This window comes from Mesorhizobium sp. WSM4815 (genome assembly GCF_055811575.1).
Window position 1 is genome coordinate 280635 of sequence record NZ_JBVVQS010000097.1, and the last position, 25152, is coordinate 305786.

The 25152-nt window shown below is 63.2% G+C and carries 22 protein-coding genes; 10 read left to right on the plus strand and 12 right to left on the minus strand.

Annotated features, from left to right (window positions below):
* Window positions 1-15: 15 nt before the first annotated feature.
* The 4 genes from AC0L2B_RS20970 to rpmG all read left to right on the plus strand — a co-directional run bounded on the left by AC0L2B_RS20970 (window position 16) and on the right by rpmG (window position 2930).
* Window positions 16-750, plus strand: coding sequence for an NUDIX hydrolase (locus AC0L2B_RS20970; RefSeq protein ID WP_473746671.1), 735 nt, complete (start codon window positions 16-18; stop codon window positions 748-750).
* Window positions 751-771: 21 nt separating this feature from the next.
* A complete protein-coding gene (locus AC0L2B_RS20975; RefSeq protein ID WP_023801086.1) occupies window positions 772-1947 on the plus strand; it encodes an MFS transporter in 1176 nt (391 codons plus the stop codon).
* Between the two features lie 104 nt (window positions 1948-2051).
* Window positions 2052-2507, plus strand: coding sequence for a YqfO family protein (locus AC0L2B_RS20980; protein ID WP_473520525.1), 456 nt, complete (start codon window positions 2052-2054; stop codon window positions 2505-2507).
* A 255-nt stretch (window positions 2508-2762) separates the two neighbouring features.
* On the plus strand, window positions 2763-2930 hold the full coding sequence (rpmG, locus tag AC0L2B_RS20985) for a 50S ribosomal protein L33 (RefSeq protein ID WP_006201775.1): 168 nt from the start codon (window positions 2763-2765) through the stop codon (window positions 2928-2930).
* A 387-nt stretch (window positions 2931-3317) separates the two neighbouring features.
* On the opposite strand, the gene AC0L2B_RS20990 is transcribed toward rpmG, so the two are convergent.
* Together AC0L2B_RS20990 and AC0L2B_RS20995 are read right to left on the minus strand one after the other, a co-directional pair.
* Complete coding sequence (locus AC0L2B_RS20990) at window positions 3318-4691, minus strand: PleD family two-component system response regulator (protein ID WP_023801084.1); 1374 nt, start codon at window positions 4689-4691, stop codon at window positions 3318-3320.
* A gap of 33 nt (window positions 4692-4724) precedes the next feature.
* Window positions 4725-5081 (minus strand): response regulator, encoded by a 357-nt coding sequence (locus AC0L2B_RS20995; RefSeq protein ID WP_287247952.1) that lies wholly within the window; start codon window positions 5079-5081, stop codon window positions 4725-4727.
* A gap of 249 nt (window positions 5082-5330) precedes the next feature.
* Between AC0L2B_RS20995 and AC0L2B_RS21000 the strand changes: the two genes are divergently transcribed.
* Window positions 5331-5630, plus strand: coding sequence for a DUF3572 domain-containing protein (locus AC0L2B_RS21000; protein ID WP_027156292.1), 300 nt, complete (start codon window positions 5331-5333; stop codon window positions 5628-5630).
* A gap of 24 nt (window positions 5631-5654) precedes the next feature.
* Here AC0L2B_RS21000 and AC0L2B_RS21005 read toward each other — a convergent pair whose 3' ends face one another.
* Window positions 5655-7148: a hypothetical protein gene (locus tag AC0L2B_RS21005; RefSeq protein ID WP_473746672.1), complete on the minus strand. Its 1494-nt coding sequence runs from the start codon at window positions 7146-7148 to the stop codon at window positions 5655-5657.
* Between the two features lie 150 nt (window positions 7149-7298).
* Window positions 7299-8735 (minus strand): S8 family serine peptidase, encoded by a 1437-nt coding sequence (locus AC0L2B_RS21010; protein WP_473746673.1) that lies wholly within the window; start codon window positions 8733-8735, stop codon window positions 7299-7301.
* 126 nt (window positions 8736-8861) lie between these two features.
* Between AC0L2B_RS21010 and AC0L2B_RS21015 the strand changes: the two genes are divergently transcribed.
* Together AC0L2B_RS21015 and AC0L2B_RS21020 are read left to right on the plus strand one after the other, a co-directional pair.
* Complete coding sequence (locus tag AC0L2B_RS21015) at window positions 8862-9404, plus strand: RNA polymerase sigma factor (protein ID WP_023801080.1); 543 nt, start codon at window positions 8862-8864, stop codon at window positions 9402-9404.
* Window positions 9401-10192, plus strand: a complete 792-nt coding sequence (locus AC0L2B_RS21020; protein WP_473746674.1) for an anti-sigma factor family protein — start codon at window positions 9401-9403, stop codon at window positions 10190-10192. The genes AC0L2B_RS21015 and AC0L2B_RS21020 overlap by 4 nt, the downstream gene beginning before the upstream one ends.
* On the opposite strand, the gene AC0L2B_RS21025 is transcribed toward AC0L2B_RS21020, so the two are convergent.
* From AC0L2B_RS21025 to AC0L2B_RS21035, 3 genes are all read right to left on the minus strand, one after another.
* Complete coding sequence (locus AC0L2B_RS21025; RefSeq protein WP_156942628.1) at window positions 10174-10668, minus strand: hypothetical protein; 495 nt, start codon at window positions 10666-10668, stop codon at window positions 10174-10176. The genes AC0L2B_RS21020 and AC0L2B_RS21025 overlap by 19 nt on opposite strands.
* A gap of 436 nt (window positions 10669-11104) precedes the next feature.
* Window positions 11105-11827, minus strand: coding sequence for a DUF6065 family protein (locus AC0L2B_RS21030; RefSeq protein ID WP_473746675.1), 723 nt, complete (start codon window positions 11825-11827; stop codon window positions 11105-11107).
* Window positions 11828-11950: 123 nt separating this feature from the next.
* Window positions 11951-12526, minus strand: a complete 576-nt coding sequence (locus tag AC0L2B_RS21035; protein WP_473746676.1) for a GNAT family N-acetyltransferase — start codon at window positions 12524-12526, stop codon at window positions 11951-11953.
* A gap of 68 nt (window positions 12527-12594) precedes the next feature.
* On the opposite strand from AC0L2B_RS21035, the gene AC0L2B_RS21040 reads away from it, so the two are divergent.
* Window positions 12595-13923 (plus strand): DNA polymerase IV, encoded by a 1329-nt coding sequence (locus AC0L2B_RS21040; RefSeq protein WP_473746677.1) that lies wholly within the window; start codon window positions 12595-12597, stop codon window positions 13921-13923.
* 98 nt (window positions 13924-14021) lie between these two features.
* Here AC0L2B_RS21040 and AC0L2B_RS21045 read toward each other — a convergent pair whose 3' ends face one another.
* Window positions 14022-14528: a hypothetical protein gene (locus AC0L2B_RS21045; RefSeq protein WP_473746678.1), complete on the minus strand. Its 507-nt coding sequence runs from the start codon at window positions 14526-14528 to the stop codon at window positions 14022-14024.
* Between the two features lie 154 nt (window positions 14529-14682).
* Between AC0L2B_RS21045 and AC0L2B_RS21050 the strand changes: the two genes are divergently transcribed.
* The gene (locus AC0L2B_RS21050) at window positions 14683-15564 is read left to right on the plus strand and encodes a DMT family transporter (protein ID WP_473746679.1); all 882 of its coding nucleotides are present in this window, start codon (window positions 14683-14685) and stop codon (window positions 15562-15564) included.
* 102 nt (window positions 15565-15666) lie between these two features.
* Here the strand turns inward: AC0L2B_RS21050 and AC0L2B_RS21055 are convergent, their stop codons facing one another.
* From AC0L2B_RS21055 to AC0L2B_RS21070, 4 genes are all read right to left on the minus strand, one after another.
* Window positions 15667-16470, minus strand: a complete 804-nt coding sequence (locus AC0L2B_RS21055) for a potassium channel family protein (RefSeq protein ID WP_473611050.1) — start codon at window positions 16468-16470, stop codon at window positions 15667-15669.
* Between the two features lie 108 nt (window positions 16471-16578).
* Window positions 16579-17589 (minus strand): methyltransferase, encoded by a 1011-nt coding sequence (locus tag AC0L2B_RS21060; protein ID WP_473746680.1) that lies wholly within the window; start codon window positions 17587-17589, stop codon window positions 16579-16581.
* Window positions 17590-17690: 101 nt separating this feature from the next.
* Window positions 17691-21218 (minus strand): DNA polymerase III subunit alpha, encoded by a 3528-nt coding sequence (gene dnaE / locus AC0L2B_RS21065; RefSeq protein ID WP_473746681.1) that lies wholly within the window; start codon window positions 21216-21218, stop codon window positions 17691-17693.
* A gap of 426 nt (window positions 21219-21644) precedes the next feature.
* Window positions 21645-23657 (minus strand): acetyl-CoA carboxylase biotin carboxylase subunit, encoded by a 2013-nt coding sequence (locus tag AC0L2B_RS21070; RefSeq protein ID WP_473746682.1) that lies wholly within the window; start codon window positions 23655-23657, stop codon window positions 21645-21647.
* A 199-nt stretch (window positions 23658-23856) separates the two neighbouring features.
* Here AC0L2B_RS21070 and AC0L2B_RS21075 point away from each other — a divergent pair, with 199 nt between their 5' ends.
* Complete coding sequence (locus tag AC0L2B_RS21075; RefSeq protein ID WP_091597176.1) at window positions 23857-24984, plus strand: S-(hydroxymethyl)glutathione dehydrogenase/class III alcohol dehydrogenase; 1128 nt, start codon at window positions 23857-23859, stop codon at window positions 24982-24984.
* Window positions 24985-25152 lie beyond the last annotated feature (168 nt).

Consider the following 25152-nt stretch of genomic DNA (forward strand, 5'->3'; position numbering starts at 1 on the left):
CGCTAGGTCGTGCGCATGGACGTTATGATCAAGGCGGAAGTCGACAAGGTTGAGCCGATCGCGCTCGACGCCAGGCCTATACGCCCGCGCGACGCCGCGACGCTGATCCTGCTCGACCGCAGGGGCGCCGAGTTCCTGGTGCTGATGGGCAGGCGCCACGCCCGTCACGCCTTCATGCCGGGGAAATTCGTCTTTCCCGGTGGCCGTACCGATCCGGCCGACAGCCGAATTCCCGTTGCCACAGCGCTGCACCCTGAGGAACAGGCGAGGCTGACCGCCGGCGTCGGCCGCACCAGCCCGGCCCGTGCCCGCGCCATCGCCCTGTCGGCGATTCGCGAGACCTATGAAGAAGCCGGCCTGCTGATCGGCCAGAAGGGCGCCTTCGCCACGACCAGGCGCGATTGGCAGGGTTTTGCCGAGCACGGCGTAAGACCGTCGCTGGAAGCGCTGCGCTTCATCGCGCGCGCTATCACCCCGCCAAACCGGGTGCGGCGCTTCGACACGCGCTTCTTCAGCGCCTGGCGCGAAGACATTGCGGTGGAGCTGCCGGACGGCGGTCCGACCAACGAGCTGGAGGAACTGGTCTGGCTGCCGCTCGCCAAGGCCAGAGAAGCTGATGTGCCCGACATCACCAGGGCCATCCTGGGGGAGCTGGAAAAGCGGCTCGTCGACGATCCGCTGCTGCGCCCCGGTGGTTCCGTGCCGTTCTACCGGCTTGTCGGCAATCGCTTCGTTCGCGAAATTCTGTAGAACATAGAGCATTCACATCCCATGACAGTCGATACCCAGCAAGAGGTCGAAGAACGCGTCCATTGGCTGCCGATGATCGCGGCGATCTCGTCGATCAGCGTCGTCGGCATCGCCATCGGCCTCGGCATGCCGCTGCTCAGCGTCATTCTCGAAACGCGTGGCCATTCGGCGTCGATGATCGGCTTCAACACCGCAGTCGCCGGCCTCGCCTCGATCGCCGGCGCACCGCTCGCCACCCCGCTGGCGATGCGGTTCGGCGTCGCCAGGACGATGCTCGCCATGATCGCCACCGGAGTGCTGGCCTTTGTCGGCTTCCATTTCGCACCGGACTTCTGGATGTGGTTTCCGCTGCGCGTCCTGCTGCACATCGCGCTGACGGTGCTTTTCATCCTGTCGGAATTCTGGATCAGCACGTCGGCGCCGCCGCACCGGCGCGGACTCGTCCTCGGCATCTACGCCACCGTGCTGTCGCTCGGCTTTGCCGCCGGGCCGTGGCTGTTCGCGCAACTCGGCAGCGCTGGCTTCCTGCCCTTCGGCGTCATCATGGCGCTGGTGACGCTGGCCGCCATTCCAGTTCTGGCGGCCCGCAACGAGAGCCCGACGATCGTCTCCAACGGCGAAACCAGCAACTTCCTGCGCTACATCTGGCTGGTGCCGACAGCGACCGCTGCGGTGCTGGTGTTCGGCGCGGTCGAGACCGGTGGCTTTGCGCTGTTTCCCGTCTATGGCAATCGTATCGGCTACTCCGAGGCCGATGCCGCACTGCTGCTCACCATGATCGGCCTTGGCAACGTGCTGTTGCAGATCCCGCTCGGCATGATCAGCGACCGGGTCAGCGACCGCCGTTATCTGCTTCTGGCCTGTGCAACCATCGGGCTTGCCGGCACCATCTTCATGCCGCACTTCGCGCAGAACTGGCATCTGATGGCGGCGCTTCTGTTCGTCTGGGGCGGCGTCGTCGCGGCCATGTACACGATCGGCCTGGCCCATCTCGGCTCGCAGCTTTCCGGCCACGACCTGGCCTCGGCCAACGCTGCCTTCGTGCTCTGCTACGGTGTCGGCATGGTGCTCGGCCCGCAGGCGATCGGCATCGGCATGGACCTTTTCGGCCCCTCCGGTTTCGGCTGGGCGCTCGGCTTGTTCTTCGCCTTCTATATCGCGCTGGTCGGTGCCAGGCTCATCCGAAAAATCCTGTAAAAGACCCGATCGATGCCTCAGGTGGCGCAAAGCTGCTGACATAACCGTGTCAGCAGCACCTGGGTAGATTGTCAGCAACACGCCACGAATTTGAGGATGCCGCCATGATCGACTCCGGGTTTGAAACGAAATCGCTGCGGATGGAATTGCTGCTGCTTGTGACCTTCCAGGCGCCGGCTTCCGATGTCGACCGTATCATGGAAGCGGTGGTCGCGATCGCCCCGCTCACCACGGGCAAATACGACAGCAATGCCTACCAGTCGGCGCACGGCATCGAGCGCTACCGGGCGCTCGAAGGTGCTGCCGCCGGCGCCGAGACCGAATTGCGCAGACGGCATGGCACGGTGGAAGTGTCGTTCGAGCTGCCCGACGACCAGGCGTTGGCCGCCCGCATCGTCGAGGCGATCTTCCAGGTCCACACCTATCAGGAGCCGGTGATCCGCATCCAGCCGATCCTCGCCAGCCGCTCCAAGGGATTGGACGACCGCTCGAACCCGAACCGCTGGTGGAACACCACGGGAGACTGGAAGAAGGCCGCTCCAGTTAAAGAAGATGCGTAGAATCGGAACGCGGCCGGATGAGGGGTGCTCCGGTTTGGCACCGACAGCACTCCGTCCAACACCCCTCTTCCGTCTCGGCGCTACGCGCCGATCCACCTTCTCCCACAAGGGGAGAAGGAAGAGGCCGGCTCACAGGGTGTCTCACAGGGTTGACTTTCCGGGTGCGTTGTTTATGTGTCGCGCCAAGTTTCCCGCGTCCGGGTGTTTTCCCGTGCTCCAGCGGCCAAGACTCCACGAACATAATGGACTGATACAATGGCCAAAGCCGCAAACATCAAGATCAAGCTTCTGTCGACCGCCGACACCGGTTTCTTCTACGTGACCAGCAAGAACAGCCGCACCAAGACCGACAAGCTGTCGTTCCGCAAATACGATCCGGTCGCCAAGAAGCACGTCGAGTTCAAGGAAACCAAGATCAAGTAATCTGCTTTCCTGCCTAGACAAAAACGCCGCCCCGTGGGCGGCTTTTTTGTTTTCAAAGCTCGAAAAGTCCAGAATTTCCAATGCTTGGCGCAGAGACTTGATGTCATTTTGAGAATGGGGGCCGGCCGGCGTTTGGCAGCGGTACGAGGAGGCCACTATGTGCCAGCGCCGGCCGGCCGACCCCACGGACCCAGGAGATGCGGCGGACCTGAATCATGGGGTATTCTTCGGATCGATCCGGCGATCTACCCTGGCGCCGGTCCCGTCATCGGCCTGCACATTTGCGCAACAGCCTGCGAAAATCAACAATTTCTTAACCAAGCCCGGCGAATCGCTTGCGTTAAGGTAAATTCGTAACCCTGTCACATTGACAGGATAATCGGACTTTTACGCCGCCTTGGCGACGACCCGGTTGCGGCCGGCGCTCTTGGCTTCGTAGAGCGCGAGGTCGGCCCGCTTCATCAGCCCGGCAACCGAGTCGACACCCTTCAGCACCGACGACACGCCGACGCTGACGGTAACCTCGATCGTCTTGCCGTCCTGACCGACGGCAAACGGCATCTGGGCGATTTCGGCGCGAATACGCTCCGCGACCTTTTCGGCGACCGCGCCGTCCGTGTCCGGCATCACCACGACGAACTCCTCGCCACCGAAGCGGCAGGCGAGATCGATGCCGCGCACATTCTTGCGCAGCCGCCGCGCGAATTCGCGCAGCACCTCGTCGCCGCCGTCATGGCCATGCGTGTCGTTGACGGTCTTGAAGCGGTCGAGATCGGTGATCATCACCGACAGCGGCCGCCGCCGCGCCACGGCGCGGTCGAACAGTGTCTGCAGATGGCTGTCGAGGTAACGGCGATTGTGCAATCCCGTCAGCGGGTCGGTCACCGCCATCTCGATGGTCTGGGTGACGCTGGCGCGCAACTGGTCGTTGTAGCGCTTGCGGCGCACCTGCGTGCGCAGCCGCGCGGTCAATTCATGCTGGTCGATCGGACGCATCAGATAATCGTTGATGCCAAGCTCGAGGCCGCGGACGATGCGTCCCTCCTCACCCTGCTCCGCCAGAAGGATGATCGGCACGAAACGGGTGCGATCGAGCGAACGCAGTTGCGAGCAGAGCCTGAGCGGATCGAAATCGGCAAAACCCGTCGAGATCATCACGCATTCATAGGGCGTCTCGGCGGCCTGGAAGAAGCCGGCATGCGGATCGGTGGCGATGTCCAGGTCGGCACTGCTGCGCAGCATCTTCTGGACGCGCTCAATGGAGGATTTGCGCTCGTCGATCAGCAGAACCTTCGGCGTGGTGTCCGCGGACGCGAAGTTGCGGCTCAACAGCTCCTCGATGCCGATATTGCGCGTGGTCGAGGCGCGCAGGCGCAGCTCATCGGTCAAAGTCTTCAGCCGGACCAGGCTTTTGACGCGGGTCATCAATTGCAGATCGTTGACCGGCTTGGTCAGAAAATCGTCCGCACCGGCCTCGAGGCCGCGCACCCGGTCCGAAACCTGGTCGAGCGCGGTGATCATGACAACCGGGATGTGCGACGTCGCCGGATCGCTCTTCAGCCGGCGGCAGACTTCGAACCCGTCCATGTCAGGCATCATCACGTCGAGCAATACGACATCGACCTTGCCGTTTTCACAGGTCTCGATCGCGTCCGGCCCGTTGGTGGCGGTCAGCACCTCGAAATATTCGGCAAGCAGCCGGACCTCGAGCAGCCTGACATTGGCAGGGATGTCGTCGACGACGAGGATCCGTGCAGTCATCTCATAAAGCTCCGGCTCGGCTGGAAGGGCGCATCAGGCGTCGCCCAGGTAGGATTTGATGGTTTCGATGAAACGCGGCACCGAGATCGGCTTGGAAATATAGGCTTCGCAGCCACCCTGGCGGATACGCTCCTCATCGCCTTTCATCGCGAATGCGGTGACGGCAATGACCGGGATGACATGGAGGTCGTCGTCCTCCTTCAGCCATTTGGTCACTTCCAGCCCCGACACTTCGGGCAGCTGGATGTCCATCAAAATGAGGTCCGGCTTGTGCAGTCGCGCCAGATCCAGCGCTTCCAAACCGTTGCGCGTGCGTACCGTCTCGTAACCGCTCGCTTCAATGAGGTCGCGAAAGAGCTTCATGTTGAGCTCGTTGTCCTCGACGATCATGACCTTCTTAGGCATCAAATTCCCGTCCCGGCCTGCCTTCCGCTCGAAGGATGCCGCCATGCGCCCTCGCCGGTACGCACCAAACCCTGCTCAACTCTACCGCGAGATAATTGACGAAACGGAAACCGGCTGCCGGAAAAGCTTCGGATTTCACCGCGAACTCCGCATTGCAGAGACAGATGGCTTGCCGCAGGCGACGCTTGCGATTACTGCCAAAAACAGACTCATTCAACCCACAAGAAGGTAGTGATGGCAAACCCAGGGTCAATGCGCGAGGAAGCGGAAACCATTGCCGTGAAGGCATTGGGCTTCGTCGCCGCCGATCCGGAACTTCTGCCCCGCTTCCTGGCGATCACCGGCATCGAGGCGCATTCGATCCGCCAGGCCGCCGGCGAGCCGGGATTCCTGGCCGGCGTGCTGCAATTCATCCTCGCCCACGAGCCGACGCTCATGCGGTTCGCGGCGGAAACCGGCACGCCGCCGGCTTCCGTCGGCAAGGCGCTGCGGGCGCTGCCGCTGGGCGACGACGACCATGAGCATTCGATATAAGCGACGATCGGATCGCGAAAACGCCTACGGCGTCGCTTCTTCTTCGCCGTCGTCGCCTTCATCATTCCCAACCGGATCGGCCGGCTTCACCATGACACCATTGACGGTGACCGAACCGTCCGGCTTGCCGTTGACGACCCATTCGATGCGGCCGTCCGGCAGCGTCTTGCCGAATCCCTTGATCGCAAGCGCCACCGGCACATATTGCGCGGCTTCCGGCTCCGACTTCGCTGCCGCCTGCAGGCTTTCCACGATCCTGTCATAGCCTGCGATATCGATGGTCACATTGGCCTCCGGCTTCATGCCGGCGAACGTCATCTCGCCTTCCATCGCGATTTCCATATCGCCGTTTTTCACCGTGCTGTGGCCGATGACAAATTTCGGCATCTTGGCCATGAAATCAGCGGTCAAGGTATCGCCGAAGTCGGCCGGCAGCGGTGGATTCTTGTTCAGATCAAAGGCTTCGATCGCCTTCTTCGCCATGCTGTCGAGATCGATATTGGCGCCGCCGAAACTCAGATTGACATCGGTCGGCAGCAGCGCCGTGCTCCAGGCGGGCGCGAAATTGTTAGGGATCTTCAGTCCCGCGGCCCTGATCGAGTAGTTGATTGCTCCGTTCTGGGCGATGCCGTCGGTCCCGAAGCCTGTGTCCAGCTCAGTCGCCCCGAAAAGCCCGACCGGGCTTTCGACGGTGAGATCCTTGAACCCGTAGGTTCCGTCGATCCGCTCCCACAGAGGCAGCGCGGCGAGCAGGAGCGATTTGAGCTGCGCCTGGTTGGCCTTCAGTCTGGCCTCGTCTTCATTGGCGACGGCAAATGCCAGCAGATCGAGAAGCGGCCTGGTCCGCACGCCTTTGCCGGTCGCGTTCACCGACAGGTTTGGCGATTTGATCGTGAGCGGGAATTTCAGCCCGCTCTTGGGATCGTCAAAGTCGAGCGCTTCGGCGAAATCGGCGAGCGTCTGCGTCGCGGTGAAATCGACGCCGCCATTCGCAGCTTTGCTTGCGTTCATGGTGGCCGTACCGGCGCCGGTGCTCACCTTGGCGCGCTGCACGGCGTCCCGGGAATTCATCGTCATCCCGGCTATCGACTGTGTGGCGCTGGTGAAAGCCGCCAGTTCGGGATCGTAGACGCCGGAAAACTTGCCGTCTGTAATCGAGAACTCCATGCTCTGCGGGCCCTCTGGCCCCTTGAACTCGAAGGACCCGCTTTGCGACACGTCCGCCGAGACGCTCCATGTCCCGTTGCTGCCTGGCTTGACGAGCAATGCGTAGGGGCTGAAGTCGAACTTGAAGGAATTCTGCGCCGCCAGCAGGTCCACGACAGGTTTGAAATCGACGGCGAGTTTGTAGGCGTCGCCTTCCACCGAAACCTTCAGGAAACCGCTGTCGATCGCCTTGCTGCCGAAATAGCGGGACAGATTTTCGGAGAGCTGCTTGGCACCCTCGCCGTCGACGGTCTGGCCGAAGGCAGGCGCGCTGAGCGCGAGGACAAAGACGGCCGGCAGAACACGATTCACGCAGAATCTCCGTTGCTGTTTCTGTGGTAAAAACTCCAGCCGCAACCGTAATCGGAAACCGTCGGGGTGCAATCCCCTCGTTGGGGCTGGAAGCCGGTCTATAACCAGCCTTCGCCCTCCGCGCTATCCTCCGGCATCGACAGTGGAGCTTCAGGTCGCCTTCTTCGACGTGACGAGGCAAGCGGCACTGGCATTGAGCAGGCCCCAGCCGAAGACGTCGTCCTTGCCCGGCGCGCCGAGATCTTCCGCCGACTTGCCGAGCGCGTCTTGAATGTCGGCTGCGGTGGCGTTGCCGTTTGCAGATTTCATCAAGGCAGCGGCTGCGGTGACGAAGGGCGCCGCGAAGGAGGTGCCGGTCTTCGGCCGTGCGCCGCGGACCGACGCGGCCGTCCACACTTGGACGCCGGGAGCGGCCAGGTCGATATGCTCGCCGCGGCCGGCGCGCCAGTAGGGGCGTTTCATGCGGTCGACCGCCGTCACCGCGATCACTTCAGCATAGGCCGCCGGATAGGCAGGCCCGGCTTTTGGGCCGCCATTGCCGGCGGCGGCGACGATCACCATGCCGCGTTCGGAGAGTCTTCGGACAACCTGCTCGAGAAGCGCATTCGCAGGTCCCGACAGGCTCATATTCGTCACCTGCACGCCGCGCGCCGTAAGAAGGTCGAGCGCGCGAAGCAGATCGTAGGCGTCCGAGCGGTCATCCTGGCGATCGCCCCGATGAAACGCATCGACCGCGATGAGCCTGGCGTGCGGCAGCAGGCCGGGAGTACGGCTGTCGGCGCCGCCGACAAGCAGGGCCGCGACGGCGGTGCCGTGCTGGCGGCCGGACTCGGGAACGCCGTCGTCCGACAGGCGAAGAACTTCGACCCGGCCTCTCGAGAAGGCGTCATGCGCAGGATTGATCGCGGTGTCGATAAGGCCGATCGTGACATTGCCACCGCAGCCGGCTGGCAGTCCGCTACCGGCCGGCCAGCCGATCAGGCCCGCGGCGGCGCAGTGCGGCCCGGCACATTCAGCTTCCTGTCCGGGCCGGTAGTAATGCACGAAATCTGCCGTCGACTGCGGAGCGGCATCGATGACAAGATCGCGCGCAGCCTCCAGCGGCATGTTGGGTGGAATGCGCAGCCGAATCAGCTCCGATCCAAGAAGCTGAATGTCGGCACGGTCCAGTACGGTGAAGCCGGTTGCCTGAAGCCGACCGATCTCAGCCGAATTCAGCCCGGTCGCCACGATCTGGTCCGGTACCCGAGACGGCAAAGGGGCGGCTGGCCGTTGCGCGCGCCTGCCGCTGCGCCTTGGCGGGCGCGGAAGAAACCGATCCGTCAGCGCGCGAAACAGGTTCGGGCCGGTCGATCGGCTGGACGTCGTTCGCGACCCACCGGGCGAAGTGCCGGACCGACCGCCGTCATCACCACCGCCATCGTCGCCACCATCGTCACCGCCACCGTCGTCATCGGCCAACGCCGATCTTGGCCCGAACTCGCCGAGCGCCAGCTGGCCGCCCGGCGCCTGAGGATCGACGAGCAATGCGACGGCGACCCAGAAAAGCAGCAGGGCTTTTGGTCTCAACCAGGAGGTGGTGCGCATGGTCTCCCTCACATTTCCGGCCGTCGCCGATTTTCAAACGTCGCGAGGCTAGCGGAGCTGTCCGGCAATAAGCTAGCCTTGCGAGGAACGGGCGCGGGGCCGCTTTATTCCAGAACCTGGAGCAACATGCCGGAACAAGCCGACCGCGTCCAAGATCAGCTTGTCGCTTTTCTGCCGAATCTGCGCCGGTTCGCGATTGCGCTGTGCCGGTCCCGCGACATCGCGGACGATCTTGTCCAGCGCGCCTGCGAACGGGCGCTCGCCAACGAGCAGCGTTTCGAGCCAGGGACGCGCTTCGACGCGTGGATGTTCAAGATTCTGAGAAATCTGTGGATCGACGACATCCGCAAGCGCAAGGTCGCCGGCCCGCAGGACGATATCGACGAGCGCCATGACATCGCCGGCGTTTCCGGTGAGCGCGAGATGGAGGCGCGGCTGGCGCTGAACAGCGTGGCGCAAGCCATAGGCGAGCTCGCCGCCGACCAGCGCGACGTGCTGCTTCTGGTCTGCGTCGAAGAGCTTTCCTACAAGGAGGCCGCGGAAGTCCTTGCCGTGCCGATCGGGACGGTGATGAGCAGGCTGGCCCGAGCGAGGAGGAATCTGGCGGAGGCGACTGGAATATCTTCGGCGCCCACCCGTTCTCCGGTCACAAAAGGGGCTGCAAAATGACCGAAGAGACTTTTTCGGACGAAATCCTGATGCGGTTCGCCGACGGTGAGCTTGATCCAGACATGGTCGCCAGGATCGAGCAGGCGATGGAAACGGACGACCGTCTGGTTGCCAGGATTGCTGTGTTCATCGAAACCAGAGCGCAGGCGCAGGCCGCGCTGAAGCCGCTGCTCGACGAGCCGGTTCCCGAAAAACTTGTCGCGGCCGTCGAGCAGATGATCGAGGCCAGGCGTGCCGGCGAGAAAGCGGCGACGGCATCGATATTGCCCTTCGGCAACAGGCGCTTGGCAGGGCCTGCTTCGAGGTCTCGATGGATGCTGCCAATTGCCGCCTCTCTCGCGGCGGCAATTGGCGGCGGGCTCGCCGGCTATTGGGCAGCAGGCACCAACGAACGCACGCAGGGCGGCTTGTGGGTTGCCGGCGTCATCAGGCCGGGCTTGGCCCAAGCCCTTGAAACGGTCGAGTCCGGCAAGGAAATCAAGCTCGTCGGGATCAGCGACCGGTTCCGGGCCATCGCTACGTTCCGTAACGATTCGCAGGATTTGTGCCGCGAATTTGAGGTCGACTCGCAGGACCGCTCCACGGTGATGTCGGTCGCCTGCCGTTCCGGCGACGAATGGCGCGTCAGCTTCGCGGTCGTGGCGCCGGGCGACGCCGGAGGCTATGCCCCGGCCTCGTCGACCGAAGCCCTCGACGCCTATCTTTCGGCGATCGAAGCAGGCGCTCCGATGTCAGCCGAGGAGGAAGTCAAAGCGCTGGACGAGATCCGTCAGAAGGACCGGAAGTGAAACTGCGACGGCCCGGCCCGCTCTGACCCGGCTTGCTCTGGCCCGGCTTGCTCTGAAATGGAATCCAACTTTCTTTGAATGGAATAAAGCCGGCGATCGCCCGTTACTCCGCCGGGCCGCAACTGCCGGTCCGGTCTGAAACAAGGAGTAACTACCATGACAAGACACTGGAAGCTCAAGTCGACACTGGTCGCAGGAATGGCAGCGCTCGCGAGCACCACGGCGCAGGCGAAGGAGTCTCCCGCGGGGGCGCCGGAAACCGAGCGTCCGCCGGCGGCAATGTCCAGCCAAAGCGACGGTTCCTTCATCGTCGCTGGCAACAGCTCTTCAAATTCGAGCTCCAATTCGTCGTCCAACGGTTCGTCGAATTCCAACTCTAATTCGTCGAGCAATTCGAATTCGAACTCGTCTTCGAACTCCAGCTCCAATTCCTCGAGCAACTCGAATTCGAACTCATCGTCGAACAGTTCCTCCAACTCGAACTCGAACGGTTCGGATCGCGGCTGGTCGCGCAACTGGCGGCGTTGACGTCGGCCGGGCGATAGAGCGCGCAATCCACCGAGAAACGGGGGCCAGTTGGCCCCCGTTTCGCATTCGCTGGCGATTGGCGCAGAACCTGTGATGGCGGAGCGAGGCGCCCCCCTCTGTCCTGCCGGACATCTCCCCCACTTTGGGGGGAGATTGGCTTGTCCCCTCGGCTTTCGCCAATTTTCAACGTTGAAAAAAAGGGCGCCGTCGTCGAAGCTGCCGATCTCCCCCCTTGTGGGGGAGATGTCCGGCAGGACAGAGGGGGGCGCGAAGGATCGCTACAGATCAGCATTAGGGGTCTGCACCGCGTCGCTTCGCGCCGGTGGCAACCCATGCGAAACGGGGCCTAGCGGCCCCGTTTTCGTATTCTTCTCCAGAAAAAGTCTAGCGGGCCGCGCGGGCCCATTTGCGATACCAGCCTTCGCTGGCAATCGTGTTGCGGTAGACCGTTTCGCGCTCGGTCGCCTCGGCTCCGGTCTCCGCCTGGATCTCGGCCTTGAGCGCCGCATCTTCGCGGCGAAACGGTATGACCTGGACCAGCGGCGTTCCCTTTTCGATGACGTAGAGGCCATCCGGCGCCGTCGCAAAGAACGGAAAATGGATGTGGGCTGCGTAGGTGTCGGTATCGACGATGCCGGCGACGCATTCGAAAGGCTGAGCCGGCCGATTGAGCGGCGGCAGGAACAGACAACTCCAGCCCGGCGGGGTACGGATCGACCAGTAATTGTGAAACTTGCATGGCGGTGCCGGTTCCTTCGGATTGCCGGCGACCTGATGGGCGCCATGATTGCTCACCATCACCCTGTCGAACTCCCAGCCGGCATCGACGGCGCTGCCGCCATCCTTGACCTCAAGGCGGACTGTCGCCGCGAGCGGCAGGATCCAGCCGGTTGTCATCGCGTCGAGAAACGGCATGCAGCGCTTGACGGTCAGGCCATTGTTGGTGGCCGAGGCTTGCTGCGCATCGACCGGCGGCAGTTTGCGGAACCAGTCCGGCAGGACCGTCTTGGCCGCCACTGGCGGCGCGATGACGCCATGATCTTCCGGCCGACAGGCAAACCGGATCGAGCGAGAGGTCTTCTGAGAACTCTGGGAAAAATGAAACATCGATGGCCTCCATGGAAAAATCCGAGGAGGAACGGGCCGCAGCCGGATTTATTCCCGGATGGGCGTCTGATATGCAGGCCGACTACGATAGTTCGGTCGCCGCGGCGCGCCCAGCAGCGTTGACTAAAGCACCAATCGCATCAGCGGCCGGCCCGCCTTGCGCTCGACCAGCCTCTCGAAACCGGCTTTCTCGAAGACCCGCGACGAGCCGACGAACAGCCCGATCGAACGCGAATCTCTCGACAGGTCGATCGGACATGCCTCGACCAGCCGCGCGCCATTCTGGCGAGCAAATTCGATCCCGCCTTCGACCAGCCGGTGCGTCACGCCCCTGCCGCGCGCCTTGACGCGGATGAAGAAGCAGGAAATCGCCCAGACGCCCGGATCGGTGGCGTCGGCGGGATCGACCGGCGCCGACCCCCTGCCCTTGTTGTTCCATTCGGGCACGTCGGCGCGCGGGCCGATCTGCATCCAGCCGACCGCCTTGCCATCCTCGAACGCCAGCACGCCCGGTGGCGGTCCGGCCTCGATCCGCGCCTTGATGTGGTCCTTGTTGCGTTCCCGGTTGCTGGCGCGGCGCGCGGCCGGCGACAGCCGGAAATGCGTGCACCAACAGCCGTAGCAGGCACCCTGCTTACCGAAAAGATGTTCAAAATCCGCCCAAAGCTCGGGCACCAGCAGCGCTATGGTCGTATTCACGAACTCTCTCCCGGCCCACCGCCTTGTCGTGGCGTCCGTCCTGACGTACCATTGCTTTTGTTCTCTTTATGTTCGCAGCGATGGCGGTTCCTGTCAACAATCCCGATCACGGTTTTTGTCGCGACTGCCTGACCTTTCAGCGCGGCGAGGCACGGCGCTGTGAGCGCTGCGGCAGTCCACGGCTGGCCCGCCATCCGGAGCTCTATCGGCTGCATCTCGCCCATATCGATTGCGACGCGTTTTATGCGGCGGTCGAAAAGCGCGACAACCCGGCGCTGAAGGACCGGCCGTTGATCATCGGCGGCGGCAAGCGCGGCGTCGTCTCCACCGCTTGCTACATCGCCCGCGTCCACGGGGTGCGCTCGGCGATGCCGATGTTCAAGGCGCTCGAAGCCTGCCCGGAAGCGGTCGTCATCCCGCCGGACATGGAAAAATATGGTCGCGTCGGCCGCGAGGTGCGCGCCATGATGCAGGCGCTGACGCCGCTGGTCGAGCCGATCTCCATCGACGAAGCGTTTCTGGACCTTGCCGGCACCGAGCGCCTGCATGGCTTGCCGCCGGCGGTGGTGCTGGCACGCTTCGCGCTCGAGGTGGAGAAGGAGATCGGCATCACCGTTTCATCAGGCCTTTCCTACTGCAAGTTCTTGGCCAAGGTGGCGTCGGACTTACGCAAGCCGCGCGGCTTTTCGGTGATCGGCCAAGCCGAGGCGACCGGCTTTCTGGCCGAGCAGCCGGTGACGCTGATCTGGGGGGTGGGAAAAGCCTTCGCCGCCACGCTTGAGCGCGACGGCATCCGCACCATCGGCCAGTTGCAGCGCATGGAGCGCGGCGACCTGATGCGCCGCTACGGCGTGATGGGCGACCGGCTGTTCCATCTTTCACGCGGCGAGGACGACCGCCGCGTCCACCCCGACCAGGATGCGAAAAGCGTCTCGGCAGAGACCACTTTCGACGCCGACATCGCCTCCCCCGAGCAACTGGTTTCGGTGCTGAGAGCGCTGTCGGAAAAAGTCTCGGGGCGGCTGAAGAAATCCGGCATTGCCGGGCGCACCGTCGTGCTGAAGCTGAAGACGCAGGATTTCAAGACCCGCACGCGAAACCGGCAGCTGGGCGACCCGACACGGCTGGCCGACCGCATTTTCTCGACCGGGCTCGAGCTGCTGCTCAAGGAGGCGGACGGCACCAGATACCGGCTGCTCGGCATCGGCGTCAGCGACCTCTCGAATGACGAAAAGGCCGATCCGCCCGACCTCGTCGATATCCAGTCACGCAAGCGTGCCATGGCCGAAGGCGCCATCGACAGGTTGCGCGACAAGTTCGGCCGCAGGGCGGTGGAGACCGGCTACACCTTCGGCAAGGGCCGCAACGCCCACCCGCCAGAGCCGATCGAGGATTAGTTTAAGCGTGACCCCGAACCGAATGTCCGCGCAAGCGAAAAGCGGATCCAGTTCTCGGAAAGATCACGCTCAAACAAGACAGGGTAAAGCGGGCCGCTTCAGGTGCGTCGCAGATCGATCCGGCTGGTCGTCACGCGCTCGCCGGTTTTCGGGTCGACGTCGATAACGGTCAGCCGCATGCCGTCCTCGCCTTTCTTCTCGACGGTCATTTGCGCGGTACGATCGCCGTTGACCTCCTTCGCCCAGCGGATGCCGAGATTGATCGCGTTGCCCGAGCGCCTGCCGCTGAGCTGCGCCGGCCCGGTGCGGGATCCGACATAGGTGCCGGTGTACTTCGTCCCGCTGGACCTCAGATCGGCACTGATGGCGCGCGTCACCACGACGAGACCGCGGCAGGTGCCGTCCAGCGACAAGGAACTCGATGTCGCGTCGGAATTGAAGCGGCAGGAGACGTTCACCGTCGGCGCCTCGGTGGTTACCTTGACAGTGCCCTTGCCGGCAAAATTCCCCTCGAACGAGCGAAGAAAATCGGCCTCATCGGCATGAGCCGCGCCGGCGACAGCCGCCAGGCAGCCGGCAAGTGCAAATCGTGCACATGATTTCATTGAATCTCTCCCCTTGATCTGGCTGTTGGACCAACGCTCGCCGTGACGGCAGGTTCCGCCTTCAGCATGACCGTTTTGCAACGCGCCGCTCTGGCCCAGCCGAATGCGTCGACTAGCGGTTGCGGTGAAAGTCCCGACTTGCGACATAGCGCGCATGGCACCCTCGCCCTCGATCCCCAAGGCTGCGTTCTGGATGGCGCTGTCGATCGCATCGTTTCTGACGATGTCGGTCGCCGGCCGCGCCACGACGGCCGAGCTCAATGTCTTCCAGGTGCTGGAGCTGCGCTCGGTGATCGGCCTTTTCATCCTCCTGCCGCTGGTGATGATGTCAGGCGGTTTTGCGGCGATGCGCAGCATACGCCCCACCGCCCATATCGCCCGCAACGTCGTCCATTTTGTCGGCCAGGCGGCATGGCTCTACGCCTTGACATTGATCCCGCTGGCCGTGCTGATCTCCATCGAATTCACGACGCCGATCTGGACGGCCATTCTAGCGGTCGGCTTTCTTGGTGAAAGACTAAGCCGGCCAAGACTTGCGGCGATCGTGCTCGGGCTGATCGGTGTGCTGATCATCGTCCGTCCGGGCGTCGGCTCCCTCGATCCGGGACATGTTGTCGTGCTGGGTGCCGCGGTCTGCTTCGGCATATCCGTGGTCCTGGTCAAATCGCTGACGCGGACGGACAGCGTCGTGTCCATCATCTTCTGGATGCTGGTCATCCAGTCGGTGCTCGGGCTGATCCCGGCGCTCTACGAATGGCGCAACCCGCCGCTCGAACTGTGGCCGTGGATCCTGCTGATCGCCTTCACCGGCATGTCGTCGCATTTCTGCATGGCGCGCGCACTCGCCTATGCCGACGCCACCGTCATCTCGCCGATGGACTTTTTGCGCGTGCCGCTGTCGGCGCTGATCGGCTGGCTGCTGTATCAGGAGCAGATCGACGCCTTCACCGCCGGGGGCGCCTTGCTGATCCTGCTGGGCAATCTGCTTAATCTGCCGAAAAAGGCGACCAAACCAGCGGAAGTGGCAGCGTCCTAGCATTTTGCAGCCAAACGGCTTCGTTTGGCGTCCGACAAAATGCGTCAAAGCAAAGAGCTACCGCGCGGTTTTGTTCCACAAAACCGCGCTTAGCCTCGCATTTCAGTCGCCTTCGTCGGGTATGTTGAGGAGATGCCCGCAGGCCTTGCAGTGGACGGCGTCGGCTTCATGCCGCTGAAGGCCACATTGCGGGCACGGGAAGAAGACCTTGTTGGGACGGAAGAGCGCCTGTGCCAGCCTGACGAACAGCGATATGCCGATGATCATGGTAACGATCGCGGTGAGCTTGCCGGCTATTCCCGGCAGGACGATGTCGCCGAAGCCGGTCGTGGTCACCGTGGCGACGGTGAAATACAGCGCATCGACATAGCCTTCGAGACCGGCCCCGGTGCGGAAGAAGAAGGTGTAGACGAAACCGGTGACGACAAACAGGAATGTCAGGAGATTGATGACTGCATGGCTTGCCTCGCGCCATTTTTTGAGGCCGCGCATCTCGAAAAACCGCCACAGCGCGCCGCTGCGCGACAGCGACCACAGCCGCAATATGCGCAGAAAACCCAGATTGGCCAGCGCCGAAGGCATCAGCAGCGTCAGCAGGATGAAGCCGTCGACCCACGACGTCGGCTGTTTCATCAGGCGCAGCATGTCGTTTGACGCCAGCAGCCGGGCAATCATGTCGGCGGCGACAAGCGCTGCCACTGAATAATCGAGCCAGAGGAACGAGGACGAGTCCTGGATCACCGGTGTGGCGATGAAGAAGGCGATGATGGCAAGGTCGATGATAACAGCCGCCAGCTGAAACCGGAAAGCCGCGGGCGTGCGCCCGTGATAGAGTTTGCGCAGCGTGCCGCGCAGCCGCGTCAAGGCTGAAAAATCCTGCACTCCGTCCCTTTCCGGCGCCTTCATGACAACTGCGATAACGCTCGCTGCGACAGCCGTCCAGAGGGCAGAGCAGAGGCAAGGCAAGCCGCTGCGGCTTGAGAACATCCGGAGCGTTTCAGACCCGGAAAGCAATCAGACCGGTTCCGCCTCGATGATGCTGATGCGAGGTCCGGCTTCAACGATATTGGCGACCCGAAAATCCGACGCCGCAAGCAGCAACCTGAATTCTTCCGCCGTGCGTTCCTGCCCGCCCGGCATGACCAGCATGTTCAGATCGCCGAATTTTGCGGCGGCGCCTTCATTGGGCGGCGCCAGAATGCTCTCGAGCACCAGCAGTTTGCCTTCCGGGCGAATCGCCCTGCGGCAGGTTTTCAGGATCCGGATGTTTGTTTCGTCGTCCCAGTCATGCAGGATCCATTTAAGCACAATCGCATCGGCTCCTTCGGGCACCAAGACGAAGAAATCGCCGGCGACGATGTCGCAGCGATCGGCCACAGCCGCGGCGCCGAAGACCGGGCCGGCCTTCGCCACGACCTGCGGCTGATCGAATAGAATGCCGCGCTGGCCGGGATTGCGGCGGAGGATTTCGGCAAGCAGCGCGCCCTGCCCGCCGCCTACATCCATAACGACAGAGAACCGCCGGAAGTCGTAGGCCGCGAGCACCGCAGCGGCGACGCCACGCGACATCGCAGTCATCGCCCGGTCGAAAACGACGGACTCTTCCGGATGCTCCGCCCGATATTCCCACACGCCCTTGCCATAAGCGTGGCGAAAGGCGTTTTCGCCGGTGCTGACACTGTGCAGCAGATCGCTCCATGCCTGACGGAAATACGGCCGTCCGGCCAGAATTGCCCACGACGCGACCGAATGCTGAACGTCGGATCGCAACGCGCCGCCAACCGGGGTCAGCGAGAAGGATCGGTCTTCCGCTTCATGGAACACGCCGGCCGACGCAAGGGCGCGCAGCAGCCGGTAGAGCGCCTGCGGATGGGTATTGGTCAGCACGGCCAGTTCGCCGCTGGTGCGTTTTCCGTCCTTGAGATGGTCTGCAATGCCCAGCGTGGCGGCGACGCATATCGCCTGAGATACCTGGAAGCCATTGACCATTTTCTGGAGTTCGGCAGCGGCATCCCGCTCATCCATGACGCACTCCCCCGGGCCGCCAAAAGACCCAGGCCGCCGAGCCCACAATACCAGCGGCATCGTCACCGGGCAATGCGACCTGGCGGAATACGGTCGTTAGCTCACACCAACTCCACCTCCACCACGCCCGGCACCGCCCGCATGGCCGAGGCGATCTGTGGCGAGACGCGGTAACGGTTGGGCAGTTCGATCTCGACCTCGCCCTGCGCCTCGTCCTTGATGACGATAATGCTCACCAGGCTGTCGCCGCGCTGGGTAAGCTGCGATTGAATCGCCGACGCCGGCCGGTCATCTCTGACAAAGATGCGCAAGGCTTTTTGGATGCGGCTTGCCTCGTCCTCCAGCGACTGCACCGTCTGGATGCGCAGATTGACGCCTTCGGGCCTGTCCTCGGCCGAAACTGTGACCACCACCGAACGGCCGGGCTCGAGCAGGTCGCGATATTGCGCCAGACCTTCGGAAAACAGCACTGCTTCATACTGGCCCGACGTGTCGGAGAACTGCACGACGCCCATCTTGTTGCCGGTGCGCGTCTTGCGCTCCTGCTTGGTGGTGACGGTGCCGGCAAGCCGCCCGGCGGCAGCGCCGCGTTTGACGGCGCCCGAGAACTCGGCCCAGGTCTGCACCCGCATCTTCTGCAGCGCCGCCTTGTATTCGTCTAGCGGGTGCGCCGAGAGATAGAAGCCGACCACCTGGAATTCACGGTGCAGGCGGTCGGAGGCAAGCCACGCGTCGGTCGCCGGCAGGTTGAGCGCCTGCGACTGCGCCCCGAGCGAGGCGCCGAAAATGTCGTGCTGGCCCGACATTGCATTCTGCTGCGCAAGCGACGCCAGCCCCATCATCCGCTCGACGCCCGCCATCATCGCGGCGCGGTCGTGACCGAAGCAGTCGAGCGCGCCGGCCATGATCAGGCTTTCGAAGACGCGCTTGCCGACGATCTTCGGGTCGACCCTTTCGCAGAAATCGGCGAGGTTCTTGAACGGTTTTTCGCCGCGCATGGCGACGATATGCTCGACCGCCGCGTCGCCGACGCCCTTGAGCGCGGCCAGCGAATAGAAGATCCGGTTCTCGGCGACTTCGAAGGCGCGGAAGCTTGATATCACCGACGGCGCCACGACATCGATTCCGAGGCGCAGCGCATCCTGGCGGAAATCAGCGAGTTTATCGGTGTTGCCCATGTCGAGCGTCATCGACGCGGCCAGGAATTCGACCGGGTAGTGCGCCTTCAGATAGGCGGTCTGGTAGGAAACGACCGCATAGGCGGCGGCATGCGACTTGTTGAAACCATAGTCGGCGAACTTTGCCAGCAGGTCGAAGATGAAGTCGGCTTGCGGCTTGCCGACGCCGCGCTCGATCGCGCCCGAGACGAAGCGCTCGCGCTGCTTGTCCATCTCGGCGCGGATCTTCTTGCCCATGGCGCGACGCAACAGGTCGGCTTCGCCCAGCGAATAGCCGGCAAGCTCCTGCGCGATCTGCATCACCTGTTCCTGGTAGACGATGACGCCTTGCGTCTCCTTCACCAGATGGTCGATCTTCGGATGGATCGACGCCATCTCCTCCTCGCCATGCTTTCTGGCGTTGTAGGTCGGGATGTTCTCCATCGGGCCCGGCCGGTAAAGCGCGACCAGCGCAATGATGTCCTCGATGCAGTCGGGCCGCATGCCGATCAGCGCCTTGCGCATGCCGGCACTTTCCACCTGGAACACGCCGACCACTTCGCCGCGTGACAGCATGGCATAGGTGTCGGGGTCGTCGAGCGGAATGTGGGCAAGATCGATCTCGATGCCGCGGCGGCGGATCAGCTTGACCGCGGTCTCCAGCACCGTCAGCGTCTTCAGTCCGAGGAAGTCGAACTTCACCAGGCCGGCCTGCTCGACATACTTCATGTTGAACTGGGTGACCGGCATGTCCGAGCGCGGATCGCGGTACATCGGCACCAGCTCCCACAGCGGCCGGTCGCCGATGACGATGCCGGCGGCATGCGTCGAGGCGTGGCGGTAGAGCCCTTCCAGCTTCTGCGCCATGTCGAGCAGCGTCTGCACGATCGGCTCGCGCTCGGCCTCCTCGGCAAAGCGCGGCTCGTTGGCGATGGCGTCGGCGAGCTTGACCGGATTGGCCGGGTTCGACGGCACCATTTTGCTGAGCTTGTCGACTTGGCCATAGGGCATCTGCAGCACGCGGCCGACATCGCGCAGCACCGCGCGGGCCTGCAGCGTGCCGAAGGTGATAATCTGGCCGACCTGGTCGCGTCCGTATTTATGCTGGACGTAGCGGATGACCTCCTCGCGCCGGTCCTGGCAGAAATCGATGTCGAAGTCGGGCATCGACACGCGGTCGGGATTGAGGAAGCGCTCGAACAGCAGCGAGAAACGCAGCGGATCGATGTCGGTGATGGTCGTCGAATAGGCGACCAGCGAGCCGGCGCCCGAGCCGCGCCCCGGCCCGACCGGAATGCCCTGCGCCTTCGCCCATTTGATGAAGTCGGCGACGATCAGGAAGTAGCCGGGGAATTTCATCTTCTCGATAATGCCGAGCTCGAATTCCAACCTTTCGCGATATTGCTCGACCGTGTAGCCAGGGGCCAGGCCGTGCGCGGCGAGCCGCGCCTCCAGCCCTTCATGCGCCTGTCTGGCAAGCTCCTGCGCCTCCGCCTTCACCGCCGCGTCGGCGTCGGCGACATCGCCGCCGGCAAAGCGCGGCAGGATCGGGTTGCGGGTCTTGGGATAGTAGGAGCAGCGCAGCGCGATCTCGACGGTGTTGTCGATCGCCTCCGGCAGATCGGCGAACAGCCTCGCCATCTCGGCCTGGCTTCTCAGAAAATTGTCGGGCGACAGCCGCCGGCGATTGTCGACGGCGACGACCGACCCTTCGGCGATGGCGATCAGCGCATCATGCGCCTCATAGTCGTCGCGCGAGGAGAAAAACGCCTCGTTGGTGGCAACCAGCGGCAAGTCATTGATATAGGCGAGGTCGACTGACGATTTCTCGATGGCCCGGTCATAGCCGGAAACCCGTTCCAGCTCGACATAGAGCCGGTCGCCGAACAGCGCCTTGAGCGCCAGAAGCCGCGTCTCGGCGAGGTCGCGGCGGTCCTCTTTCAGCGCGTTGCCGATCGGGCCGCGCGGCCCGCCGCTGAGACAGATCAGGCCCTCGCAATGGCCTTGCAGCATCTCGGTCGTCAGATGCACGGCCTCGCCGGGCGGCGTTTCCAGATAGACCCGGCTGACCAGCCTGACCAGGTTGCTGTAGCCGGCCCCGGTCGCCGCGATCAAAACCACGGGCCGCATTTCCGGGCCTTGCCGCCTGCGGTCGCGCTGGCTGTCGCTGGCTTCACCGGAAAAAGCGAGAGCGGTCTGGCAGCCGATGATCGGCTGGATACCCTCCTTCACCGCCTTTTGAGCAAATTCGAGCGCGCCGAACAGATTGTTGGTGTCGGTGACGGCAATCGCCGGGGCGTCATCCCTCACCGCATGGCCGACGACCGTACCCAGCTGCAAGGCGCCTTCGAGCAGCGAATAGGCCGAATGCACGCGCAGATGAATGAACGGCCGCGCCGGCGCTTCCGGCCGCGACGCCTTCACAAAGGCCTCGCGCCGCAACGGATCGCGGGGAAGTGTCTCATTCGCCATTTTTTTATCGCCGTTTGAGAGGACTCAGTCGATGAGGATGTATTGTCCGGCACTGGACGATGCGAGTCCAGCAATTGAGGAAGTTGCGAGCTCGCGATCAGTGCTAATGACGGTGCAGGGCAGATCGCTTCGGGTCTCCGCTGCTCATCGCCACGGCAGGCGCCGTCGACGAAGCTGCCAATCTCCCCCCTTGCGGGGGAGATGCCCGGCAGGGCAGAGGGGGTGCTGTCCCGCCGGCCTATCAACCAAGCGCAGTCACGCCCTCAGTTGTTTTCGATTGGGATGAACTAAATCGAGAGTTCGCGATCCTTCACACCCCCCTCTGTCCTGCCGGACATCTCCCCCGCAAGGGGGGAGATTGGCGGTCATCGCGGCTTTCGCCAATCTCCAAAGTCCCAGACCGGCGTCGAGCATGATTTTTCAGCCTCACGCAAATTCCATGATCACCGCGTCGACGGCAAGACTGTCGCCCGGTTTTGCCTTGAGTTTCGATACGGTGAGATCGCGTTCGGCGCGCAGCACGTTTTCCATCTTCATCGCCTCGACGACCGCCAGCGTCTCGCCGGCCTTGACCTCCTGCCCTTCGGCAACGGCGATCGACACGACAAGGCCGGGCATCGGGCAGAGCAGCATCTTCGAGGTGTCGGGCGCCACTTTTTCCGGCATCAGCCTTTCGAGTTCGGCAGTGCGGGGCAGCATGGCGCGTGCGCTCACCGACATGCCTTTCCAGGCGACGCGAAGCCCGTTCAGCACCGGCCTGACCTGCGCAGCGATCCTTCGGTCGCCGACCGTGCCGCGCCAGACGAGATCGCCCGGACGCCAGTCGGAGGCTACCGTCAGCGCCTTGCCGCCGTCGATCGACAGACCGAGCTCCATCGGAATGGAGATCATGCCTTCGAGCACCGAGGCTGAAAGATAGTCCTTGCCGATCTTGATCACCCAGTCGCGTTTCAGGACACCCGAATGCGGCGCCAGCCGCCCGCCGAGCCGGTCGAGCCGGTCGCGGCGCAGCAATTCGACCGCGGCGGCGATCGCTGCGAGAACGGCCTTTTCCTCGCTGTCAGGCACGATCGGCGCGAAGCCGTCGGGATATTCCTCTGATATGAAGGCGGTCGATATCCGCCCTTCCCGCCAGCGCGGATGCTGCATAAGTGCTGCCAGGAACGGCATGTTGTGCTCGATGCCGTCGACGACAAAACTGTCGAGCGCTTCCGACATGGCGTCTATTGCCGCGAGCCGAGTCGGCGCCCAGGTGCACAGCTTGGCGACCATCGGGTCATAGAACATCGAGATTTCCGAACCCTCGGTAACCCCGGTATCGTTGCGGACGACGACGTCGCCGAACTGTCCCTCTTGCGGTGGCCGGTATCTCGTCAGCCGGCCGATCGACGGCAGGAAATTGCGATACGGGTCCTCGGCGTAGAGCCGGCTTTCCACCGCCCAGCCGTTCAGCTTGACGTCGCTTTGCTTGATGGCGAGCTTTTCGCCGGCTGCTATGCGGATCATCTGCTCGACAAGGTCAATGCCGGTGACGAGCTCGGTCACCGGATGCTCGACCTGCAATCGTGTATTCATTTCAAGGAAATAGAAGTTCTTTTCACTATCTACAATGAACTCGACCGTGCCGGCGCTCTGGTAGTCGACCGCGCTGGCCAGCGCCACCGCCTGCTCGCCCATGGCTTTCCGGGTCCTGGCGTCGAGGAAAGGTGAAGGCGCCTCTTCGACGACCTTCTGGTTGCGGCGCTGGATCGAGCATTCGCGCTCGCCGAGATAAAGCGCATTGCCATGCGCGTCGGCCAGCACCTGGATCTCGATGTGGCGCGGATCGACCACGAACTTTTCGATAAAGACGCGGTCGTCACCGAACGAGCTTTTGGCCTCCGACCGCGCCCGGTCGAACCCGTCGCGCACCTCGGCCTTGCTCCAGGCGATGCGCATGCCCTTGCCGCCGCCGCCGGCCGAGGCCTTGATCATCACGGGATAGCCGATCTCGCCGGCTATTTTCTCGGCATGACCGGCATTCTCGATGACGCCGAGCCAGCCGGGCACCGTGCTGACCCTGGCTGCATTGGCGAATTTCTTCGATTCGATCTTGTCGCCCATCGCCCTGATCGCTCCGGGTTTTGGGCCGATGAAGACGATGCCTTCCTGCTCCAGCGCTTCACAGAAGGAGGCGCGTTCGGACAAAAACCCGTAGCCGGGGTGCACGGCTTCAGCACCCGTCGCCTTGCAGGCGGCGATGATCTTCTCCGGCACCAGATAGCTTTGTGAGGCCGGCGAAGGCCCGATATGTACAGCCTCGTCGGCCATCTCGACATGCACGGCGTCACGATCGGCGTCCGAAAAGACCGCGACGGTGGCGATGCCCATCTTGCGCGCCGTCTTGATGACGCGGCAGGCGATCTCGCCACGATTGGCGATCAGGATTTTTGTGAACATACGGGTTTTGTTCCCTCGGCTGCCTTTCTTTTATGGGCTTAGCCCGGCCGGTCAAGGCACGTAAGCGCATATCCGCGCGTAAGTCGGCTGGTGCCGACCAAAACCCGGCACCGAACTGTCAATTCGTCCCATAGTCCAGAACCTGCAGATACGCTAAAGCTCGCCTCGATTGCCGATTTGGCTTGAGAGGAGAGCCCCGATGAAAACCCGTGCCGCTGTCGCTGTCGCCGCCGGAAAGCCGCTGGAAATCCTGGAGGTCGACCTCGACGGCCCGCGAGCCGGCGAGGTGCTGGTCGAGATCAAGGCGACCGGCATCTGCCACACCGATGAGTTCACGCTGTCGGGCGCCGATCCCGAAGGGATTTTTCCGGCGATCCTCGGCCATGAGGGCGCCGGCATCGTCGTCGATGTCGGCAAGGGCGTCACCTCGGTCAAGAAGGGTGACCACGTCATCCCGCTCTACACGCCGGAATGCCGGCAATGCCCGTCCTGCCTGTCCAGAAAGACCAATCTGTGCACCGCGATCCGCGCCACGCAGGGGCAAGGGCTGATGCCGGACGGCTCGTCGCGCTTCTCGATCGGCAAGGACAAGATCTTCCATTATATGGGCTGCTCGACCTTCTCCAACTTCACCGTGCTGCCCGAGATTGCGGTGGCCAAGGTCAATCCCGACGCGCCCTTCGACAAGATCTGCTACATCGGCTGCGGCGTCACCACCGGCATCGGCGCGGTGATCAACACCGCAAAAGTCGAGATCGGCGCCACGGCCGCCGTCTTCGGCCTCGGCGGCATCGGCCTCAACGTCATCCAGGGGCTGCGCCTTGCCGGCGCCGACATGATCATCGGCGTCGACCTGAACAACGACAAGAAGGAATGGGGCGAGAAATTCGGCATGACGCATTTCGTCAATCCGAAGGAGATCGACGGCGATATCGTGCCCTATCTCGTCAACATGACAAAACGCGGCGCCGACCAGATCGGCGGCGCCGACTATACGTTCGACTGCACCGGCAGCACCAAGGTGATGCGCCAGGCCCTGGAAGCATCGCACCGCGGCTGGGGCAAGTCGGTGGTCATCGGCGTTGCCGGCGCTGGCCAGGAGATCTCGACGCGGCCGTTCCAGCTGGTCACCGGCCGCACCTGGATGGGCACCGCCTTCGGCGGCGCGCGCGGTCGCACCGACGTGCCGAAGATCGTCGACTGGTACATGGACGGCAAGATCGAGATCGACCCGATGATCACCCACACGCTGAAGCTGGAGGACATCAACAAGGGTTTTGACCTGATGCACGAAGGCAAGAGCATCAGGAGCGTGGTGGTCTATTGAGAAATTACGACGTGGCGGGAGGAAGCAAGGCAATCGCTTCAGGTCTGCGCCGCCCCTCATTGCCCTGCCGGGCATTTCTCCCCGTATAGTGACGGGGAGAAAGACGCCTTCGCAAAGGGATTTCGCCAATCTGCAGCGTGGCAGAAAGCGTGCCGAGGTTGCGGCCAG

What these genes read in the sequence shown, in the direction of transcription:
- AC0L2B_RS20975 (WP_023801086.1), top strand. Translation starts at nt 772, where the DNA reads ATGACAGTCGATACCCAGCAAGAGGTCGAAGAACGCGTCCATTGGCTG.
- AC0L2B_RS21040 (WP_473746677.1), top strand. Translation starts at nt 12,595, where the DNA reads ATGTTCGCAGCGATGGCGGTTCCTGTCAACAATCCCGATCACGGTTTT.
- AC0L2B_RS20980 (WP_473520525.1), top strand. Translation starts at nt 2,052, where the DNA reads ATGATCGACTCCGGGTTTGAAACGAAATCGCTGCGGATGGAATTGCTG.
- AC0L2B_RS21015 (WP_023801080.1), top strand. Translation starts at nt 8,862, where the DNA reads ATGCCGGAACAAGCCGACCGCGTCCAAGATCAGCTTGTCGCTTTTCTG.
- AC0L2B_RS21070 (WP_473746682.1), bottom strand. Translation starts at nt 23,657, where the DNA reads ATGTTCACAAAAATCCTGATCGCCAATCGTGGCGAGATCGCCTGCCGC.
- AC0L2B_RS21055 (WP_473611050.1), bottom strand. Translation starts at nt 16,470, where the DNA reads ATGAAGGCGCCGGAAAGGGACGGAGTGCAGGATTTTTCAGCCTTGACG.
- AC0L2B_RS21030 (WP_473746675.1), bottom strand. Translation starts at nt 11,827, where the DNA reads ATGTTTCATTTTTCCCAGAGTTCTCAGAAGACCTCTCGCTCGATCCGG.
- AC0L2B_RS21010 (WP_473746673.1), bottom strand. Translation starts at nt 8,735, where the DNA reads ATGCGCACCACCTCCTGGTTGAGACCAAAAGCCCTGCTGCTTTTCTGG.
- AC0L2B_RS21020 (WP_473746674.1), top strand. Translation starts at nt 9,401, where the DNA reads ATGACCGAAGAGACTTTTTCGGACGAAATCCTGATGCGGTTCGCCGAC.
- dnaE (WP_473746681.1), bottom strand. Translation starts at nt 21,218, where the DNA reads ATGGCGAATGAGACACTTCCCCGCGATCCGTTGCGGCGCGAGGCCTTT.
- AC0L2B_RS20995 (WP_287247952.1), bottom strand. Translation starts at nt 5,081, where the DNA reads ATGATCGTCGAGGACAACGAGCTCAACATGAAGCTCTTTCGCGACCTC.
- AC0L2B_RS21050 (WP_473746679.1), top strand. Translation starts at nt 14,683, where the DNA reads ATGGCACCCTCGCCCTCGATCCCCAAGGCTGCGTTCTGGATGGCGCTG.
- AC0L2B_RS21000 (WP_027156292.1), top strand. Translation starts at nt 5,331, where the DNA reads ATGGCAAACCCAGGGTCAATGCGCGAGGAAGCGGAAACCATTGCCGTG.
- AC0L2B_RS20990 (WP_023801084.1), bottom strand. Translation starts at nt 4,691, where the DNA reads ATGACTGCACGGATCCTCGTCGTCGACGACATCCCTGCCAATGTCAGG.
- AC0L2B_RS21060 (WP_473746680.1), bottom strand. Translation starts at nt 17,589, where the DNA reads ATGGATGAGCGGGATGCCGCTGCCGAACTCCAGAAAATGGTCAATGGC.
- rpmG (WP_006201775.1), top strand. Translation starts at nt 2,763, where the DNA reads ATGGCCAAAGCCGCAAACATCAAGATCAAGCTTCTGTCGACCGCCGAC.
- AC0L2B_RS21045 (WP_473746678.1), bottom strand. Translation starts at nt 14,528, where the DNA reads ATGAAATCATGTGCACGATTTGCACTTGCCGGCTGCCTGGCGGCTGTC.
- AC0L2B_RS20970 (WP_473746671.1), top strand. Translation starts at nt 16, where the DNA reads ATGGACGTTATGATCAAGGCGGAAGTCGACAAGGTTGAGCCGATCGCG.
- AC0L2B_RS21075 (WP_091597176.1), top strand. Translation starts at nt 23,857, where the DNA reads ATGAAAACCCGTGCCGCTGTCGCTGTCGCCGCCGGAAAGCCGCTGGAA.